This window comes from Pseudomonas sp. S3_C06, from assembly GCF_054667675.1.
Genome location: NZ_CP162747.1, coordinates 1,693,009 through 1,711,238, shown reverse-complemented (window position 1 = coordinate 1,711,238; position 18,230 = coordinate 1,693,009). Strand labels below are relative to the sequence as shown.

Genomic DNA, 18,230 nt, shown 5'->3' with positions numbered 1-18,230 from the left:
GCGAATCCTTTTTTATAGGTCTTGTAGTGGCGCGGTCGCGCTGCGAGCGCCGAGCACGCCGGTAACGATGACATACGTTAGCGCGGCAGCGGCGATCCCTACCAGCGGCGCGACCCACGGCGAGCTGAACGCGGCGACGGTGCCGACCGCATAGGCCCCGAGCCCCGGCCAGTTGAACGCCGGCAACCGTGCGTCGGCCAGACGCGGATAGTGCCCGCGCCAGCGGTAGAAAAAGTCCGCCATGATCACCCCGCCAATCGGTGGAATCACCGTGCCGAGCAGAATCAGATAGGGCACCAGCATGTCGTACATGCCCAGCAGCGCGAGCAGAGTGCCGATCACCGCACCGGCGAGGGTCACGGTTTTGCGTCGGCCGGTGCGCAGCAGGTTGCAACCAGCGACGGCGAAGTTGTAGATGGTGTTGTCCTGAGTGCTCCAGATGTTCAGCAACAGCATGGCCATCGCCGCCATGGCGAATCCTTGCAACAGCAGCACTTCAACCACGTCCGGTTGCTGATAGACGATGGCGCCGTACGCGCCGATCAACACCATCAGACCGTTGCCGATGAAAAATCCGATCAGGCTGGCCAGCACCGCGACCCGCGCCGAACGCGAGAAACGTGTCCAGTTGGTCGCCTGCGTGGCGCCGCTGACGAAGGTGCCGAACACCAGGGTGATTGCGGTCGACCAGTCCAGCGAACCGCTCGGCACCACGCTGAGCAAACCTTCGAAGCCGCCGACTTTTACCGTTGCCACCCACATCGACAGCATCAGCAGCAACATCATCGCCGGCACAGCGATGTACGACAGAATCTCCAGTCCGCGATAGCCGACATAGGCCGTGGCGCAGAACACCAGACCGAACAACACCATCAGCCCGAGCACCGTGCCTTCGTCGAGATCGAAGTATTTGCCGAGCACCACCGCTGCAGTCGCGGTGCCCCAGGCGTACCAGCCGATCTGGGTGAAACCGAGGATCAGGTCGCTGAGCTTGCTGCCGACTTCGCCGAAGCAGAAACGCCCCATCAACACCGAGTTGAGGCCGCTCTTGAAAGCGATGTAACCCAGGCCCGCCGCATACAGACCCAGCAACAGATTGCCGACGATGATCACCGCCATCATCTCGCCGAAGCTGAACGCCACACCGAGCTTGCCGCCGGCAAACATGGTCGCGGTGAAAAACGTGAAGCCTAGTAACACCATCGCCGTGGAGGCCAGGCCTTTGCGCGCATGCATGGGGACTTCGCTGAGGGGGTAATCGTTGCCGGGATCGTTCTGCGTCATGGGGCGGTCCTTGCTGGAATAGAGGAGACGCGGGGGAGGGTTGCAGCGGTCGTGCCAAATGCCGGGTGGCGCGGGTTATGTATAGACGAGTCGCGCGGATTGGCGCGAAAGCGGTGCACCTGAATACACCCAAGCCCAATGTGGGAGCGAGCCTGCTCGCGAAGGCGTTCTGGTAGATCGTTCCCACGCTCTGCGTGGGAATGCAGCCCGGGACGCTCCGCGTCCCACTCCAAAGCCGAACGCGGAGCGTCCGTTGAGGCATTCCCACGCAGAGCGTGGGAACGATCAAGGTGAGAGAAATCGCATCAGGGCAGCGACGATGGCTTCGGGGGCGTCTTCCTGGACGAGGTGGCCGGCGTTGGCAATCGGGTGGAATTGTGATCCCGGGATCATTTGATGTAACGCTCGACCACGTTTCGATGGGAATCCACTGATCGTCTTCGCCTCAGAGAATCTGTACCGGACAGCGGATCGTCGGGTACAAACTTTCGGCCTCACGGGTATAGCGCTCGTCCATCTGCGCAATCTGCCGATAGAACGCCGCTTGCCCGGGATCGCCGAGCCATGGCTGCACGTAGGGTGCGAGTTCGTCGTCGGGGATATCGCGGTGAATCGCCCCGCGAATATAGGTCGGCACGATGGCGCGCTGGATGTAGTCGGGCAGGCCGCTGAAGGCCGCTTCATGCTGACGCACATGCTGCACGAATGGCGAACCCCACGGCGTCAGCGCCACCGGGTCGATCAGGGTCAGGCTGCGGTAATCCTTGCCGTTGAGCAGATGCGCGCGCAGCACGGTGGCGCCGCCGAAGTCGTGGGCCACCACGTCCGGGCGTTGCAGATTCCAGTGATCGAGCAGTTGGGCCAACAGTTGGTTCTGCACACCGAGAGAGACGTCGGCGTCGGGTTGTTCGGAGCGTCCATAACCCAGCAGGTCGAAGTAATGCACGCGATGCGTGGCGAAAAAGTGCGGCGCGATCCGATGCCACACGTATGACGAAAACGGCGTGCCATGCACGAACACCAGCGGCGGGCCGTCGCCGCGCACGGCGTAACGAATGTGGTGCCCGTTGAAGTCAAAGACCTGATCCAGCAGCCAGTCTGTCATCGGCCTGTCCTCTTGGCGGGTGGGAGCCAAAAAGCATAGGCGTAAAAAAACAGCCGTGAAGGCTGTTCTCTGGCAAATCACTGTTTCCTTGTGGGAGCGAGCCTGCTCGCGAAGAGGGCGTATCAGTCGATATCAATGTCGGCTGACACACCGCTTTCGCGAGTAGGCTCGCTCCCACAGGGATAGTTGGGGTGTCAGAAGTTACTCACCGCGATAGATACAACCGCTGGTGCAGGTCTCGTGAATACGGATCGCGCTCAGTTCCGGCAGCAACGGCTTCATTTCATTCCAGATGAATTTGGCCAGTACTTCGCTGGTCGGGTTTTCCAGACCGGGAATGTCGTTCAGGTAGTTGTGATCGAGACGCTCGTACAGCGGCTTGAAAATCGCTTTGATTTCGGAGAAATCGCGGATCCAGCCGGTGTGCGGATCGAGGTCGCCGCTGAGGTGAAGCGCCACTTTGAACGAGTGACCGTGCAGACGCCCGCACTTGTGGCCGTCCGGGACGTGCGGCAGGCGGTGGGCGGATTCGAAGGTAAACTCTTTGAAGATTTCCACGGTATTTTTGGCTCTGTTCAGATGGCGTTCGCCGCAGCGATTCGGGCAGGCGGCGAGTTTACCAGCTTGTGTTTGGCCGTGCTGACTAAAGGGTCAGCAAGCGCTCGGCGAGGCGACCATTGGCAGTCAGTTCAAGGAATTCATCGCCAAGGCGACGGCTCTCGTCCATCGCCGCGTGCCAGTATTTCTGCCGGCCCGGCGCATCGCCCATGAAGCGTTTGAAGTCATTCCGGTCGGGCAGTTTGCCGTAGGGCAGGCGCGCCAGATATTCCTTGGATGGCGCGAGCAACAGCACGTCCTGCAAGCGTTCCACTGAGGCCTTGCGCCATGGCAGGGTCTTGTCGAACCAGCCCGGAATCACCCGGTCGGTGAAGTGTGGATAGAGCACGATGCCGTCGCCGCTGTACGGCAGGTCGAGGTGATAATCGAGCAGACCGCCATCGCGGAACGTGCCGGCACCGGCGCCCGGCAGATCGCGCACGCCTTCCATGACCATCGGGATCGAACCCGAGGCGAGCAGGGCCTGGCGCAGGTTGCCGGCATTCAGGGCGACGAAGCGCGACGGGAAATCGTTCAGCGCATTGACCGGCGGGGCGAGGCGTGGGTCGTGGATGATCAGGCGTTCGAAGTGCCGCGACAGCCGCGCGCGACCGCGCAAGTTGTCGGCAATCACCGAGCCCAGCGCCAGACCGAGGCGCCCGCGATGGTCATCGGCCAGACGTCCCTGACTTTTCACCACCATGATGTTCAAGCGGTAATGGGCGTTGTCGAGGATGCTCGCGTCGCGGCCGTCGAGCAGGTCGTTGAGCATGCGCTGCGAGCTCTGACTGATCTCGGCCATGGTCACGCCTTTGTTGAAGTTCTGCTCGGCGTACAACTGACCGAGGCGCCGGATGCCTTCGGCGGCGTCCGGCAGACACGCGCTGGCGAAGCGCCAGGAACCGACCGAGGCGCCGATCAGCGAGCGTTCACGCGGTGCGCTCGGCAGCCATTCGCCGAACAACGCCAGATCCAGCCCTTGAATCCCCAACGCCTTCGGCCCACCGGCGGCGCCGGGCAGGGTGCCGACGTCGGCAGCGTTCAGGCCTTGCGCACGAATACGCGCCATGGCGCGCGGGCCGGCCTTGAGGGTGAGGGCGGGGAATTTGATGTGGATGGCGGTCATACCGGTCTCAATCGTTAGCAAGCGAACAATTATAAGCACATGTTGCAAAATCCTGTAGGAGCTGCCGCAGGCTGCGATCTTTTGATTTTGTTTTTAAAAGACAAGATCAAAAGATCGCAGCCTGCGGCAGCTCCTACACGGGGGCATGTGTTGAGCTGGAGCAATGATGGCAATTCAGTTTCAGTTAAGTTCATCCCGCTAAGGTGCCCACCGTAAAGCAACATATAAAAATACGGAGACCCCATGAAAACCCTGACTGCCCTGTCCATTGCTTCGATCATCGGCTTCACTGCCAGCCTCGCCCACGCCCGCGATCTCGGTCCTGACGAAGCCCTGCGTCTGCGCGACGCTGGTACTATCGTCTCCTTCGAGAAGCTCAACGCCGCCGCGCTGGCCAAACACCCGGGTTCGACGATCACCGACACCGAGCTGGAAGAGCAGTACGGCAAGTACATCTACCAGATCGAAATGCGCGATGCGCAGGGCGTCGATTGGGATCTGGAATTAGACGCGGTGACTGGGCAGGTTCTCAAGGATCATCAGGATAAGTAATGAAGGTTAATGTTCGCGCCACTAGCCGTACGGCATTGGCGCTGGTGATTTTCTGCTCGGCAGCAATGGCCCGCGACCTCGATCAGGACGAGGCCCTGAGTCTGCGGGAGAAGGGCGTGATCCTGCCGTTGGAGCAAGTGCTGCAGCAGGCGATGGATCGCTATCCCGGCGCAAAACTGCTGGAAGTCGAGCTGGAAGAAAAACACGACGTCTACATTTATGAAGTCGAGCTGCTGACCGTCGAAGGTGTCGCCCGTGAGCTGCACTTGAAGGCCGATACCGGCGAACTTGTGAAAGACAAGGAAGATTGATCGATGCGTTTGCTATTGGTGGAAGACCACGTACCGCTGGCCGACGAACTGCTCGCCGGCCTGCAACGTCAAGGCTACGCGGTGGATTGGCTGGCGGATGGTCGTGATGCGTTGTATCAGGGCAGCAGCGAGCCGTATGACCTGATCATTCTCGACCTCGGCCTGCCCGGTGTGCCGGGGCTTGAGGTGCTGGCGCAGTGGCGTGCCGGCGGCCTGGCGATTCCGGTGCTGATCCTCACGGCGCGCGATTCCTGGGCCGAGCGCATCGAAGGCCTGAAGGCCGGTGCCGATGATTACCTGACCAAACCGTTTCACCCCGAAGAGTTGCAGTTGCGCATTCAATCGCTGTTGCGCCGCTCCAAGGGCCAGTCCAATCAACCGACCTTGCAGGCTGCGGGGCTGCATCTGGATGAAGGCCGTCAGTGCGTGGTTCGCGATGGCGCCGACATTCAACTGACCGCCGCTGAATTCCGCCTGCTGCGCTATTTCATGCTGCACCCGGAACAGATCCTCTCCAAAAGCCACCTCGCCGAACACCTCTACGACGGTGAAACCGAACGTGACTCCAACGTCCTCGAAGTGCACGTCAATCACTTGCGCCGCAAGCTCGGCAAAAGCGTGATCGAAACCCGTCGCGGCCAGGGTTACCTGTTCGGCGGGCAAGCTTCGTGAGGTCAATCCAGCGCCGCTTGAGCCTGGGGTTGATCAGCGTCATGGTGATCGTCGGCGTGGTGCTGGCGCAAACCAGTCTGTGGTTGTTCGAAGTGGGTTTGCAGCGCTATCTCGAAGCGGGTCTGCGCAACGACAGCGAAAGTCTGCTGGTGGCATTGGTGCGCGGACCGCAAGGCTTGCAACTGGATGAGCGGCATCTGTCGCCGGCCTATCAGCGACCGTTTTCCGGGCATTATTTCCGTATCGATTTTGCCGACAGCCATTGGCGCTCGCGTTCGTTGTGGGATCAGGATCTGCCGTTGCTCGACCATCCCGGGCTGCACAGCAATCTGCAACTGGGCCCGGACGGTCAGCAGTTGCTGGTGCTGCGCTCGGATTATCGACGCTTGGGCCAGTCGATTTCGATCAGCGTCGCGCAGGATTACACGCCGGTGCGCGAGAGCTTTCAGCGCATGCGTCAGATCGGCCTCGGCCTCGGTTTGGCGGCATTGTTGTTGATTCTGTTCTTGCAGCGCTTGACCGTGCGCCGCGCGTTGAAACCGCTGGAAAGGGCTCGCGAACAGATCGCGCAATTGCAGCAAGGCCAGCGTTCGCAACTCGATGATCAGGTGCCGGTGGAGCTGGAACCGCTGGTGGCGCAGATCAACCATTTGCTGGCGCACACCGAAGACAGCCTCAAGCGCTCGCGCAATGCCTTGGGCAATCTCGGGCACGCGTTGAAAACGCCGCTGGCGGTGTTGTTGAGCCTGGCGTCCAGTGAAAAACTCGATGCTCATCCTGAGTTGCGCAAGGTGCTCAAAGAACAGCTGGAGCAGGTGCAACAACGGCTCAATCGCGAACTGAACCGTGCGCGACTGTCCGGGGATGCGTTGCCGGGCGCGCTGTTTGATTGTGACGCGGAACTGCCGGGGTTGCTCGCTACGTTGAACATGATTCACGGCGAGCATTTGGCGTTGAGTTATGTCGCGCCGGCGGGGTTGCAGTTGCCGTGGGATCGTGAGGATTTGCTCGAATTGCTCGGCAATCTTTTGGACAACGCCTGCAAATGGGCGGATGCCGAGGTGCGCCTGAGTGTGATCGAACGCACGGATGGCTTTGCCTTGAGCGTGGAAGATGACGGCCCGGGGATTCCCGAAGAACAGCGCGCTCAGGTATTCAGTCGTGGCACGCGGCTGGATGAACAGACTCACGGGCATGGCTTGGGATTGGGGATTGTGCGCGACATCGTCGACACTTGGGGCGGGTTGCTGGTGTTGGGCGAGAGTGAGTGGGGCGGGTTGAAGGTGGTGATCGAGTTGCCTCGGCGGTGAGCCTTCTAGAAGCCCCTCACCCTAGCCCTCTCCCGGAGGGAGAGGGGACTGACCGCGTTGTTTGGGAGAGGTACGCCGACGTGAGATACCGAGTCGAGCTCAGGGTTTGAAAGCATCCTCGTGATCTGAAATACCGAGCCGAACTCAGATTTTGAAAGCATCCTCGTGATCTGAAATGCTGAGCCGAACTCAGGTTTTGAAAGCATCATCGTGATCTGAAATATGGAGTCGAACTCAGGTTTTGAATGACATGGAGATCGGCTCCCTTTCCCCCTCGCCCCCCTTGGGGGGAGAGGGCTGGGGTGAGGGGGGAATCCAACTGACACCCCACAACCTTCGAATCACACCCGAAACTGATCCATCAAACTCTGCTGCTGATTCGCCAGACTATTGAGCGACTGACTCACCCGCGCCGACTCATTCGCCTGCCCGGACAGCGACTCGGTGACATCGCGAATCGTCGCCACGTTGTTGTTGATCTCCTCGGCCACCGCACTCTGCTCCTCAGCGGCGCTGGCAATCTGCAGGTTCATGTCGCTGATCACCGTCACCGCATCACCAATCTGACGCAGCGCAGTCACAGCCTGGCCAACCTGTTCAACGCTACCCTGAGCCTGACGATGGCTGTTGCCCATCGAACCGACCACATCCTGCGTACCGCTCTGCAACTGCTCAATCACCTGACGGGTTTCTTCCACCGACTCTTGCGTGCGGCGCGCGAGGTTGCGCACTTCGTCGGCGACCACGGCAAAACCACGGCCGGCCTCACCGGCACGGGCCGCTTCGATCGCGGCGTTGAGCGCCAGCAAATTGGTTTGTTCAGCAATGGCGCGGATGGTTTCCAGCACGGCGCCGATTTTCTCGCTGTTGGCGGCAAGGCCTTCGACTTGCACCATGGCTGCGCTCATGTCGGCGGCGAGGGTGTCGATGCTTGCGGTGGTGCGGTCGATCACGGTCAGGCCCTGACGGGTAGCGCGATCGGCATCCTTGGCCGCTTCGGCAGCCTGCGCGGCGCTGCGGGCGACGTCTTGCGCAGTGGCGCTCATTTCGTGGGACGCGGTGGCGACCTGATCGACCTGACGGTATTGCTGTTCCATGCCAGCGCTGGTCTGGGTCGCAATCGCTGAGGACTGATCGGCGGTGTTGCGCGCGTCCTGCACCGAGCGTTTCACCTCGGCGATGATCGGCTGCAACTTGTCGAGGAACTTGTTGAACCAGCCGGCCAGTTGACCGAGTTCGTCCTTTTTGTCGTAGGCCAAGCGACGGGTCAGATCACCTTCGCCGCTGGCGATGTCTTCGAGCATGTGCGCCACGCCGAGGATCGGCTTGGTCACGCTGCGTGCCATCAGCCACACCAGTAGCAGGCCGATCAACGCGGCCAATACGCCCAGGCTCAATTCGATCAGCGTGCCGGAAGTGTTGCTGGCATCCAGTTGTTGCTTGAGCGCTTCGGCACGGCTGACCAGCACTTTCTCTGGCACATCGAGCAAGACGCCCCACGCCGGGCCGCCGGGAATCGGCGGGAACGGCGACAGCACTTTCAACTGACCTTTGCTGTGCAGGCTGCTCACGCTGGAAGTGGACGCGAGTTTGCTCAGCAGTTCGGCGCCGCTGATCGTGTCCACGGCATCCAGACGCTGGCTGAGTTTGCCGGCATCCGGGCTGTAACCGGCGAGCAGGCCGGCGGGGCTGATAATGCTCACGGCGGTCTGGCCGTCATAGAGCTTCTTGCTCGCGCCTTGACTGATCGCTTGCAGGCTGTTGAGGTTGATGTCGACCGACAGCGAGGCGATGACTTTACCGTTGACCATCAGCGGGAAGACGATGCTGGTCATCAGCACCTTCTGCCCGTCGATCACATAGAAGTACGGTTCGATCACGCACGGCTTGAGCGTGGCGCGTGGGCAGGTGAACCAGGCGTTGGCCGCCTGACCGCTGGGGCCGGTGCTGGTGTCGGCCATGTCGCTTTCCGGCAGGGCCATCGAGGTGACTTTGCCTGGGGTCGGTTGCGACCAGTACAGGGCGAAGCGGCCCTTGTCGTTGCTGCCCAGTTCAGCCTGACCTGCGAACAGTTCATCCTTGCCGTCCAGTGCGTTGGCTTCGAACACCAGCGACAGGCCGAGCAGCTCCGGGTTGGCTTGCAACGCCGATTTGACCTGACGGGTCATGTCTTCACGCAGATCGAAAGCATCGAGAAAACGCTTCTCGGCCTGCTCGCGCAGGAACAAAACCTGGCGCGAGAAACCGTGGCCGTACTGATAGGCGTCCATGAACTGCTGGCGGATGCCGGTAGCCTGCACTTCGCCTTGCGACTCGATGCGCGCTTGCGCCGACTCGGTGAGCATTTCCATGCTCGAAGCTTTCACCAGTGCAGAACTGTGCTCCATGCGATACAGCGAAAGACCGACCAACAGGGTCACGATACCGGCCAGGCAGAGGCCGGCGAGCAGGGTGATTTTCCATTGGATGGAAAGTTGTCTGAGCGACATGGAGACGTCCTTATTCGATAAATATCTGAGACTTTGCACTGTAACGGCCGCGTTTCGGCATTCTTTATCCTTGAAACACAATATGACCAATTGCCGCATCCGGGGGCTGGAAACCCTGTTCTTGATCGTTCCCACGCGCAGCAAAGGAATGCAGCCCGAGACGCTCCGCGTCCCAAAGCGGACGCAGAGCGTCGATTGAGGCGTTACCACGCAGAGCGTGGGAACGATCACTGGAGGCGGTGTCGGCTTTGACAAGGGAAGTTCGCTGCGGCACAGTGCGCGCCCTTCTAATAAGACCCTCTTTGCAAATCCGCCAATCAAACGCTGGCGGACTCATTCTGTCTGGCGGTCGGTTTTCCACCGCAGTGTTTTTTGAGGTAGTGAAATGAATGCAGTCATAGCGGCAGTCGGCGTCATGCTGATTCTCAGCCTGTCCCGCGTGCACGTAGTGATCGCCTTGATCGTTGGCGCGCTGGTCGGCGGCCTGACCGGTGGTCTGGGCATCGATGCCACGCTCAAGGCGTTCAACAGCGGCCTGGGCGGCGGGGCGACGGTGGCGTTGTCCTACGCGTTGCTCGGCGCTTTCGCCGTGGCGATTGCCAAGTCGGGCCTGGCCCACGCGCTGGCTGACAAGGCGCTGGCGATGGTTGATCGCCAGCATGCGACCGGCGGTGGCAGCGTCAAATGGCTGCTGATCGGCTTGCTGTGGGTCGTGGCGATCGCTTCGCAGAACATCCTGCCGATCCACATCGCGTTCATTCCGCTGCTGGTACCGCCACTTCTCTATGTACTGACCAAGTTGCAACTCGACCGCCGCCTGATCGCCTGTGTCATGACCTTCGGTCTGATCACCCCGTACATGTTCCTCCCGGTAGGTTTCGGTAACATTTTTCTCAATGAGATTTTGTTGGCGAATGTTGCGCGCAGCGGCGTCGACATCAGCGGCATCAATGTCACCCACGCCATGGGTATTCCGGCGCTGGGCATGTTGGTGGGCCTGGGCATTGCGTTTATCAGTTATCGCAAAAAACGCGTTTACGACCTGGCGAAGATCGAGCAGGTTGAACAGGTCGCGGTGCAGTACAACCCGCTCAGCCTGATGATTGCCGGTGTGGCGATTGCCGCCGCGTTCATTATTCAGTTGTTGCTGGACTCGATGATTATCGGGGCGCTGGCTGGCTTCCTGATCTTCTCGGCGTCCGGCATCGTCAAGTGGCGTGAGACCGACGATCTGTTCACCGAAGGCATGAAGATGATGGCGATGATCGGCTTCATCATGATCGCGTCTTCCGGTTTCGGCGAAGTGATCAAGGCTACCGGCGAAGTGCAGACGCTGGTGCAAACGTCGGCGGCGTGGATCGATCACAGCAAGGGCATCGGTGCCTTGATGATGTTGCTGGTGGGGTTGCTGGTGACCATGGGCATTGGCTCATCCTTCTCGACCGTACCGATTCTGGCGGTGATTTTCGTGCCGCTGTGCGTGCAACTGGGCTTCAGCCCGATCGCTATCGTGTGCATCGTCGGTACCGCTGGTGCGCTGGGCGACGCCGGTTCGCCGGCCTCGGATTCGACTCTCGGTCCGACCTCCGGTCTGAACATCGACGGCCAGCATCACCACATCTGGGACACCGTGGTGCCGACGTTCCTGCACTACAACCTGCCGCTGCTGGCGTTCGGCTGGGTGGCCGCGATGGTCCTCTGAACCCCGCCGGTGATCGTTCCCACGCTCTGCGTGGGAATGCCTCTTGTGACGCTCTGCGTCACGTTGTTGGACGCGGAGCGTCCGGGGCTGCATTCCCACGCAGAGCGTGGGAACGATCCTCATATCGAAGCTCAACTTTTGATCTGGCGTGCCGTTAAAGCCTTTAACCACGCCAATAAAACCAAAAGAGTGAGCCCCAAAAATGCGCCTGAGCCTCAAGGCTAAAGTCCTGTCCCTCGCCGTTCTCCCGGTGTTGCTCTTTGCGCTGGTCATCAGCCTGACCACGCTGTTCATCCTCCAGGAACAAGCGCACAAAGAGGTCGAACAGACCCGCGAGCGCCTGCTCGGCGATGCCAAAGCCACCCTGCAAAGTTACGTCGCCGTGGCCATGACCACGATCAAACCGCTGTACGACGCGGCCGCGCCGGGTGACAACGAGGCGCGGGCGCAGGCGATCAGGTTGCTTTCGGGTATTCGCTACGGCAAGGACGGCTACTTCTTCGGCTACGACTCCGAGACCGTACGCCTGTTCAAGGCCAATGACCCCGAAGGCGTGGGCAAAAGCTTCAAGGACAACCGCGACCCGAACGGCGTCTACGTCAATCTCGGTCTGGTGAAAGTGGCGAAGGACGGCACGCACTATCTGCAGTACAGCTCGCCACTGCCTGGCAATGCCAAGGTGCTGGTGCCGAAACTCGGCTACACCGAATATCTGGCGAAATGGGACATGGCGGTCGGTACGTCGGTCAACCTTGACGGCATTGAAGCGCAAGTCGCACAGGTCGAAACCCAAGTGCAGGAACGCATGCAAGGCGTGGTGCTGAGCATCGTCGGCGTGGCCGTGGTGGTGCTGTTGGTGATCGCGGCGGCGGGAATGCTGCTGGCCAATACCATTTTGCGTCCGTTGACCCTGATGAAAGCCAACCTCGATGACATCGCGGCAGGCGAGGGCGATCTGACCCGTCGACTGAATATCACCAGCCAGGATGAACTCGGCGAACTGGCCGGCTCGTTCAATCGCTTCGTCGACAAGATCCATGGTCTGGTGCGGCAGATCACCGAGATGACCACGCAACTGACTGGGCTGGTGACGCAAGTGTCCGATCAGGCCCAGCGTTCCGATCAGGCGATGGAGCGTCAGCGCCATGAGACCGATCAGGTCGCCACGGCGATCAATGAAATGTCCGCCGCCGCACAGGAAGTGGCGAAGAGCGCGCAGAACGCCGCCGTCGCCGCCCAGCAGACGGACGAAGAAGGCCAGAGCGCCAAGCGTGTGGTGGCGGGCAGCATCAAACAGATTCATGCCTTGGTCGATGACATTCGCAGCAGCGGCGTGTCGCTCGATAGCTTGCAGCAGGACGTGACCTCGATTGTTGGTGTGCTCGGGGTGATTCGTTCGATCGCCGAACAGACCAACCTGCTGGCGCTGAACGCCGCGATTGAAGCGGCGCGCGCCGGTGAAGCCGGGCGCGGCTTTGCCGTGGTGGCGGATGAGGTGCGGGCATTGGCCAGCCGCACGCAGATCAGCACCCAGGAAATTCAGGGGATGATCGATCGCTTGCAGGCGGGCACGCAGTCGGCGGTCGAGGCGATGCGCCGGTCCAGCGAGGCGGGTGACGGTACTTCGCAACAGGCCAATCAGGCCGGGGCGTCGCTGGATGCGATGGCATCGTTGATTGCGACGATCAACTCGATGAACGCGCAGATTGCCAGTGCGGCGGAAGAGCAAACGGCGGTGGCCGAAGAGATCAACCGCAGCGTGCATCAGATTGCGGTGGCGGTGGACAGCGTGGCCGATGAAACGCAGTTGGGTGCGCAGACTTCGCGCAGTCTGGCGGAGTTGGGGCAGCGCCTTGGCAAACTCGTGGGTCAGTTCCGGATCTGACAGCTTGAAAAGCCCCTCACCCTAGCCCTCTCCCGGAGGGAGAGGGGACTGACCGAGGTGTCTTGCGTCATACATCGACCTGAAAGATTCAGTCGATTATGGATTCGGTAAAGCTGTTTCAGGTCGGCGTAGTTCCACAGCATCCCCCAATCAGTCCCCTCTCCCTCCGGGAGAGGGCTAGGGTGAGGGGCTTTTGATCTTCAAAGACTCAAGGTCGATCCCAGTAGGGCACTTCGCCAAAGCATTCGACAAAGAAATCAATCACCGTCCGCACCTTCACCGACAACCTGCGGCTCCCCGGCCACAACACCGCAATCTGCTGCGGCTCCAGACTGTTCGACACCTGATATTCCCCCAACACCGGCACCAGCGTGCCGTCGCGCACCGCTTCACCAATCAGCCAAGACGGAAACATCACCAGCCCCAAACCCTGTTCAGCGGCTTGGGTGAGGGTGTCGGCGTGGTTGCCGGTGATCGGGCCTTTGACCGAATAGGGCGTCCAGTCCTCGCCATCACGGCGGAAAAACCAGCGTTGCTGGCCGGTCGCGCCTTTGTAAGCCAGGCATTGGTGTTGCGCCAGATCTTCGGGTTTTTGCGGCGTACCGTGGCGCTTGAGATACGCCGGGCTGGCCGCGACCTGAAAGCGATGCGGCGCGAGAATCCGCGCCTGCATGCTCGAGTCGTGCAACGGGCCGATGCGGAACAGCAGGTCGGCGCCTTCCTGCAATGGATCGACGTAGTGGTCGGTCTGCTGGATATCCAGTTGCAGCTTCGGATAACGCGCACACAACTTGCCCAGCCATGGCGTCAGATGCCGCTGGCCGAACACCACCGGGGCGTTGATGCGCACCAGACCGGTGGGTTCGCTTTGCTGTTCCTGCAACGCCTGTTCGGCTTCTTCCAGTTGCATCAGCACCAGCCGCGCATGATGGCCGAGCATGCGCCCGGCTTCGGTCGGCGTGACGGCGCGGGTGTGGCGGTAAAGCAATTGCTGGTTCAGCGCTTGCTCCATCAATTGAATCTGCCGGGAAATCGACGAGGGCGCCACACCTTCGCGGCGGGCGACTTCGGAAAAACTGCCGTGGTCGAGTACCGCGACAAACAGCCTGAGTGCCTTGAATCCGAGTTCGTTTAGCCCGTGCATCGTTCGTCCTGCTGTGCGAGTTGCGCAAAAGTGTTGTCCGGATGCTCCCATTTATCGCACAGCTTCGCCAGCCGATAATCCGCGCCATCGTTTACTTGAGTGGAAGGTTGTTTATGCAGACGTTGGATGAGGTCGCCGTTGCGGCGCCGGTGAAGAAGGCGGGGCTGCGCCTGTTGTTACTGCCGCTGGTGATTCTGGCGGGCATGGGGTTATCGGTGGAGGCGGGGTTGCTCGGGCCGTTGGGTGTGCAGGTCGGGCATCTGTGGGCGACGTTGAGCATCTTCGGGGTTGGCTCGGCGATTCTGTTTTTGCTGCTGTTGTTCGCTGGCCCGCAAAAAGGCCCGGCCCTGACTGATCTGCCGCGCTGGCAGTTGATCGGCGGGTTTCTGGGACCGATGTATGTGGTGGTGCTGACCCTGGCAACACCGCATATCGGCATTGCGATGACGATGATTGCGATCTTGTCCGGGCAGGTTGGCAAGAGTGTGTTGATCGACCATTTCGGTTGGTTCGGGGCGACTCGCAAGAAGGTCAATGCCGAGCGGTGGCTGGCGTTGGGGTTGATTGTGGTGGCTTTGGTTTTGATTGCGCGGGGGTGAGTGATGAGTCTGATTATTTTGTTGGCGGTGGTGGTGTTGGCCGGTGCGGTGTTGAGTGTGCAGGCGGCGATCAATGGGCGTCTGGGCGAGAGCGTTGGGGTGTTGCGCAGTAGTTTGCTGACGTTTGTTGTGGGCGCGGTTTTGACCGGTTTGCTGATTTTGTTTTTTGAGCCGGCGCATGCGGTGAGTCTTTTGGATGTGCCGAAGTGGCAGTTGACCGGGGCGCTGTTTGGCGTGGTGTACATGATGGTGATGGTGGGGGCGGTGCCGGTGGTGGGGACGGCTGTGGCGACGGTGGCGGTGATTGTCGGGCAGTTGGGGATGGGGATGCTGATTGATAATTTTGGCTGGTTGGGGAATCCGGCGATTGAGCTGTCTGGTTCGCGGATTTTGGCGATGGTGTGTTTGGGGGGAGCTTTGGTGTTTATGTATCGCAGTTCGCGTGCTGCTGAGTGATTTGGATTGGGGGCATATCCGTTGCTTCGGGTGTTGCTGATTAGGGTTCCGCCCTTACGGCGGGTCACTTTTTCCAGACGCCGAAAAAGTAACCAAAAAGGCTTGCTCCTACGTGCGGCCCGCTCGCTGGGGCTCGGGGTTCCTTCGCTACGGGATCGATCCGGGCGCAGCGCCTACGGTTTGCTGCGCTGCACCTCCTCTCGCTGTGTTTGGCTGCGCCAAACGGTCGCTGCGCTCCCACGCCCGGATCAATCCCTCCACTCAGCCTTCCGACGTCGCCCGTGGATCAAGATCAAGAGCAGGCGAGCTGACACTCGGCCTATTGAGTGGTGAAGAGCGTGGGTGTTCGGCTTTGGATTTGTGGTGGTGCTTCCCCTCACCCCAGCCCTCTCCCGAGGGAGAGGGAGCCGATTTTTGGGCTTTTCAAAGTCTGAGTTCGACTCGGTATCGCACGTCGGCGTAACTCTCCCAAACACCTCGGTCAGTCCCCTCTCCCTCCGGGAGAGGGTTAGGGTGAGGGGCTCTTGATCTGGCTTTGATCCGGCTTTTGATCTGGCTTTGGCTTTTGATCTTTTGCCCCATCGGCAGGCCGAGCGTAGGTGTTCATCCGGGGGGTAGGCGCGTAGCGCCGTGCGGCGAAGCCGCATACATCGAGAGGAGGTGCAGCGAAGCAAACCGTAGGCGATGCCCCCGGATGGACACCGTAGCGAGGGAACACTGAGCCTCAGCGAAGTGCCGTACGCCAGGGGCAAAGCCTTTTGCTTACTTTTTGGCGTTTGAAAAAGTGAGTCGCTGTAAGAGCGAAACCGCCAGCGGCAACACCCGCCGCAACGGATATGCCCCCAACCCCCCAAATCCCCAAATCCCCAAATCTCCGGCAGCTCCTACACTGGTTATTAAGGCTTGCCCTTCAAGCCCCAGACAACCCCCACCCAAGGAGTCTGCCCCATGCCCGATAGAAAATGCGATTGTCCCAACTGCAAATGCACCATCAAGGAAGGCGAACATGCCTACGCCGTCCACGGCAAACACTATTGCTGCGAAGCCTGCGCCCACCATCACAAGGATGACAAAGCGTGTTCCAGCAAAGGTTGTCACTGCGGGGATTCGAAATAACAGCACCCATAAAAAAGTGGAGCCTAATCAGGCTCCACTTCCAGTTTCAGGCTCTCATCATCCAGCCGCTCCGCATGCCTTACCGTACCTTGCAGCCTTCGCCCTTCAACCCTGACCACCACGGTTTTCGCCTGGTCGAGGTCTTCCGGCAGCGGTGCCGGCACCCGCAGCGCAAAGCGAAACGGATCATCCTCGACCGCCTCCAGCCCAACGCGGCAATCCACGCTTTTGGTGATACGCCCGAACAACGTATCAAGGCCGTAGTCCAGATGCGCCGGGCTGCTGATATTGGTCATTGTGCATTCCCCCGAATGATGCCGATCGCCAGGCTGAGCTTAGCTGGTCGGTCGCCACACGACGTTTTCCACGCCGAATTTTTCCGCCATCGGTTTGCTGGTCTTCTGCACCTTCTCACGGCCAAAGCGCGGGATGCGGCCGACCCCGGCGTCGCAACTCGCCCAATGCCACGCCTCGGTGTTGTCCATTTTTTCCGAGCGGATAATGAACGACTTGGGCGTGCCGTGAAGGGTGTATTCGATGACATAGAGTTTTGCGTTGTTCATAAAGCCCGTATTCCTCCCTGTGGTAATAGAGGGATCGCGGCGCACCGGGAAAATTCATTCGGATTGTCCGACGGTCTCTATCGTTGGCGACGCCGTGGCGCACTGGTTACCATGGCGTTCCCGCCAACCCCAATGAATGCCCGTCATGGCCCTTGCCGCACCGCCCGATCTCAGTGATACCGATGTGCCCGTGCAACGTGTGGCGCGCACCTATCCGCGTGGCTTGTTTATCGAGCCGCATGAGCATGTCTGGGGCCAGTTGCTGTATGCGATGAGCGGGGTGATGTGGGTCGAGACGCCGCACGAAGCGTTGGTGGTGCCGCCACAGCGGGCGGTGTGGTTGCCGCCCGGCGTGCCGCACGGGATTCGGGTGGTTTCGGATCTGCAGATGCGCAATATCTACTTGCGCCCGGCGTTGGCGGCGACGCTGGATCAGACGGTGCAGGTGATCGAGGTCGGCGGTTTGCTGCGCGAATTGATTGTCGGGCTGGTGGAGCAGGGTGATAGCGGTGATCCGGCGTATTACGAGGCGTTGGTCGGGTTGGCGTTACTGGAGCTGAAACGCGCAAGGCGTTCGCAGTTGAAGATCCCGCTGCCGGACGACTCCGACCGGCGCTTGATGAATCTGTGTCAGGCGGTGATGGCGGCGCCGTCGCTGGCGATTCCATTCGAGCAACATGCGGAAAATGCCGGAGCCAGCGTGCGCACCCTGGCGCGGTTGTTCAAGGACAGCCTCGGCATGGGTTTCGCCGAATGGCGGCGGCAGGTGCAACTGGCGACAGCGGTGGCGGAGTTGATTCAGGGCGTGGCGGTGAGTGTGATTGCCCGGGAGCTCGGCTATTCACCCAGTAGCTTCAGCGACATGTTCCGCCGTGAATTGGGTGTCGCCCCCTCACAATTCGTAGTGGAACAGGATTAATCAAACCAGCGCAGATCCAATGTGGGAGCGAGCCTGCTCGCGAATGCGGTGGGTCAGCTGACTCATCCTTCACTGACACACCGCGTTCGCGAGCAAGCTCGCTCCCACAGGGTTCTGTGGTGTGCATCCGATACTTGTCCGAAATTCAGAAGTCCTTGGCCGATGCCATCCCGGCCGGTTCCCTAAACTCTGCCCATTCCCTTCAAGCGGCGGAGTGACTCCCCATGAACTACCTGATTTCGCTGGCCATCGGTCTCGGCGTCGGCCTGCTCTACGGCGCGCTGGATTTCCGTTCTCCGGCGCCACCGGCCATCGCGTTGGTCGGTTTACTCGGCATGTTGGCCGGTGAGCAGCTGTGGCCGATGGGCCGGCAACTGGTCGCGGGCTGGTTGTCCTGAAT

General features: G+C 60.5%; 18 protein-coding genes and 3 pseudogenes. 12 read left to right on the top strand and 9 right to left on the bottom strand.

Annotation, left to right across the window (positions count from 1 at the left end):
* Positions 1-12 precede the first annotated feature (12 nt).
* From codB to AB4N44_RS07365, 4 genes and pseudogenes are all read right to left on the bottom strand, one after another.
* The gene (gene codB / locus AB4N44_RS07380; RefSeq protein ID WP_460109504.1) at positions 13-1,284 is read right to left on the bottom strand and encodes a cytosine permease; all 1,272 of its coding nucleotides are present in this window, start codon (positions 1,282-1,284) and stop codon (positions 13-15) included.
* Between the two features lie 285 nt (positions 1,285-1,569).
* A pseudogene (locus AB4N44_RS07375) lies at positions 1,570-2,389 on the bottom strand (alpha/beta fold hydrolase).
* 201 nt (positions 2,390-2,590) lie between these two features.
* Positions 2,591-2,947, bottom strand: coding sequence for a 6-carboxytetrahydropterin synthase QueD (queD, locus tag AB4N44_RS07370; protein ID WP_007915588.1), 357 nt, complete (start codon positions 2,945-2,947; stop codon positions 2,591-2,593).
* An 85-nt stretch (positions 2,948-3,032) separates the two neighbouring features.
* Positions 3,033-4,112: a patatin-like phospholipase family protein gene (locus tag AB4N44_RS07365; RefSeq protein WP_127929077.1), complete on the bottom strand. Its 1,080-nt coding sequence runs from the start codon at positions 4,110-4,112 to the stop codon at positions 3,033-3,035.
* 243 nt (positions 4,113-4,355) lie between these two features.
* Here AB4N44_RS07365 and AB4N44_RS07360 point away from each other — a divergent pair, with 243 nt between their 5' ends.
* Genes AB4N44_RS07360 through AB4N44_RS07345 form a run of 4 tightly spaced genes read left to right on the top strand, consistent with a single transcriptional unit; the run spans position 4,356 to position 6,957 of the window.
* Positions 4,356-4,664, top strand: a complete 309-nt coding sequence (locus tag AB4N44_RS07360) for a PepSY domain-containing protein (RefSeq protein ID WP_455807019.1) — start codon at positions 4,356-4,358, stop codon at positions 4,662-4,664.
* Entirely contained in the window at positions 4,664-4,975 is a 312-nt protein-coding gene (locus AB4N44_RS07355; protein WP_038362521.1) for a PepSY domain-containing protein, read from the top strand. Before AB4N44_RS07360 ends, AB4N44_RS07355 begins: the two co-directional genes overlap by 1 nt.
* Positions 4,976-4,978: 3 nt before the next feature.
* Positions 4,979-5,647 (top strand): response regulator transcription factor, encoded by a 669-nt coding sequence (locus tag AB4N44_RS07350; RefSeq protein WP_016986295.1) that lies wholly within the window; start codon positions 4,979-4,981, stop codon positions 5,645-5,647.
* The gene (locus AB4N44_RS07345; protein WP_127929075.1) at positions 5,644-6,957 is read left to right on the top strand and encodes a sensor histidine kinase; all 1,314 of its coding nucleotides are present in this window, start codon (positions 5,644-5,646) and stop codon (positions 6,955-6,957) included. Before AB4N44_RS07350 ends, AB4N44_RS07345 begins: the two co-directional genes overlap by 4 nt.
* A gap of 341 nt (positions 6,958-7,298) precedes the next feature.
* Here AB4N44_RS07345 and AB4N44_RS07340 read toward each other — a convergent pair whose 3' ends face one another.
* Both AB4N44_RS07340 and AB4N44_RS07335 read right to left on the bottom strand, forming a co-directional pair.
* Complete coding sequence (locus tag AB4N44_RS07340; protein WP_371044236.1) at positions 7,299-8,054, bottom strand: methyl-accepting chemotaxis protein; 756 nt, start codon at positions 8,052-8,054, stop codon at positions 7,299-7,301.
* 102 nt (positions 8,055-8,156) lie between these two features.
* A pseudogene (locus AB4N44_RS07335) lies at positions 8,157-8,303 on the bottom strand (HAMP domain-containing protein); the annotation flags it as partial.
* A gap of 1,528 nt (positions 8,304-9,831) precedes the next feature.
* Here AB4N44_RS07335 and AB4N44_RS07330 point away from each other — a divergent pair.
* From AB4N44_RS07330 to AB4N44_RS07320, 3 genes and pseudogenes are all read left to right on the top strand, one after another.
* The gene (locus AB4N44_RS07330) at positions 9,832-11,148 is read left to right on the top strand and encodes a Na+/H+ antiporter family protein (protein WP_095121127.1); all 1,317 of its coding nucleotides are present in this window, start codon (positions 9,832-9,834) and stop codon (positions 11,146-11,148) included.
* A gap of 202 nt (positions 11,149-11,350) precedes the next feature.
* Positions 11,351-12,127: pseudogene (locus AB4N44_RS07325) on the top strand (cache domain-containing protein); the annotation flags it as partial.
* An 84-nt stretch (positions 12,128-12,211) separates the two neighbouring features.
* Positions 12,212-13,033: a methyl-accepting chemotaxis protein gene (locus tag AB4N44_RS07320; protein ID WP_410479232.1), complete on the top strand. Its 822-nt coding sequence runs from the start codon at positions 12,212-12,214 to the stop codon at positions 13,031-13,033.
* Positions 13,034-13,241: 208 nt separating this feature from the next.
* On the opposite strand, the gene AB4N44_RS07315 is transcribed toward AB4N44_RS07320, so the two are convergent.
* Positions 13,242-14,177 carry a LysR family transcriptional regulator gene (locus AB4N44_RS07315; RefSeq protein ID WP_460109507.1) on the bottom strand — a complete coding sequence of 312 codons (936 nt, stop codon included), beginning with the start codon at positions 14,175-14,177 and terminating at the stop codon, positions 13,242-13,244.
* Positions 14,178-14,290: 113 nt separating this feature from the next.
* On the opposite strand from AB4N44_RS07315, the gene AB4N44_RS07310 reads away from it, so the two are divergent.
* The 3 genes from AB4N44_RS07310 (at position 14,291) to AB4N44_RS07300 (ending at position 16,348) form a co-directional block, all read left to right on the top strand.
* Positions 14,291-14,776 (top strand): DMT family transporter, encoded by a 486-nt coding sequence (locus AB4N44_RS07310; protein ID WP_150651597.1) that lies wholly within the window; start codon positions 14,291-14,293, stop codon positions 14,774-14,776.
* A gap of 3 nt (positions 14,777-14,779) precedes the next feature.
* Positions 14,780-15,232 carry a DMT family transporter gene (locus AB4N44_RS07305; protein WP_460109510.1) on the top strand — a complete coding sequence of 151 codons (453 nt, stop codon included), beginning with the start codon at positions 14,780-14,782 and terminating at the stop codon, positions 15,230-15,232.
* Between the two features lie 948 nt (positions 15,233-16,180).
* The gene (locus AB4N44_RS07300; RefSeq protein WP_150751181.1) at positions 16,181-16,348 is read left to right on the top strand and encodes a metallothionein; all 168 of its coding nucleotides are present in this window, start codon (positions 16,181-16,183) and stop codon (positions 16,346-16,348) included.
* A 23-nt stretch (positions 16,349-16,371) separates the two neighbouring features.
* Here AB4N44_RS07300 and AB4N44_RS07295 read toward each other — a convergent pair whose 3' ends face one another.
* The gene (locus tag AB4N44_RS07295) at positions 16,372-16,644 is read right to left on the bottom strand and encodes a hypothetical protein (RefSeq protein ID WP_095121132.1); all 273 of its coding nucleotides are present in this window, start codon (positions 16,642-16,644) and stop codon (positions 16,372-16,374) included.
* Positions 16,645-16,683: 39 nt separating this feature from the next.
* The gene (locus AB4N44_RS07290) at positions 16,684-16,911 is read right to left on the bottom strand and encodes a DUF6555 family protein (protein ID WP_150751180.1); all 228 of its coding nucleotides are present in this window, start codon (positions 16,909-16,911) and stop codon (positions 16,684-16,686) included.
* 136 nt (positions 16,912-17,047) lie between these two features.
* Here AB4N44_RS07290 and AB4N44_RS07285 point away from each other — a divergent pair, with 136 nt between their 5' ends.
* Both AB4N44_RS07285 and AB4N44_RS07280 read left to right on the top strand, forming a co-directional pair.
* Entirely contained in the window at positions 17,048-17,830 is a 783-nt protein-coding gene (locus AB4N44_RS07285; RefSeq protein WP_127929066.1) for an AraC family transcriptional regulator, read from the top strand.
* A 224-nt stretch (positions 17,831-18,054) separates the two neighbouring features.
* Positions 18,055-18,228 carry a DUF1427 family protein gene (locus AB4N44_RS07280; RefSeq protein ID WP_007969534.1) on the top strand — a complete coding sequence of 58 codons (174 nt, stop codon included), beginning with the start codon at positions 18,055-18,057 and terminating at the stop codon, positions 18,226-18,228.
* The last annotated feature ends 2 nt before the right edge of the window (positions 18,229-18,230 follow it).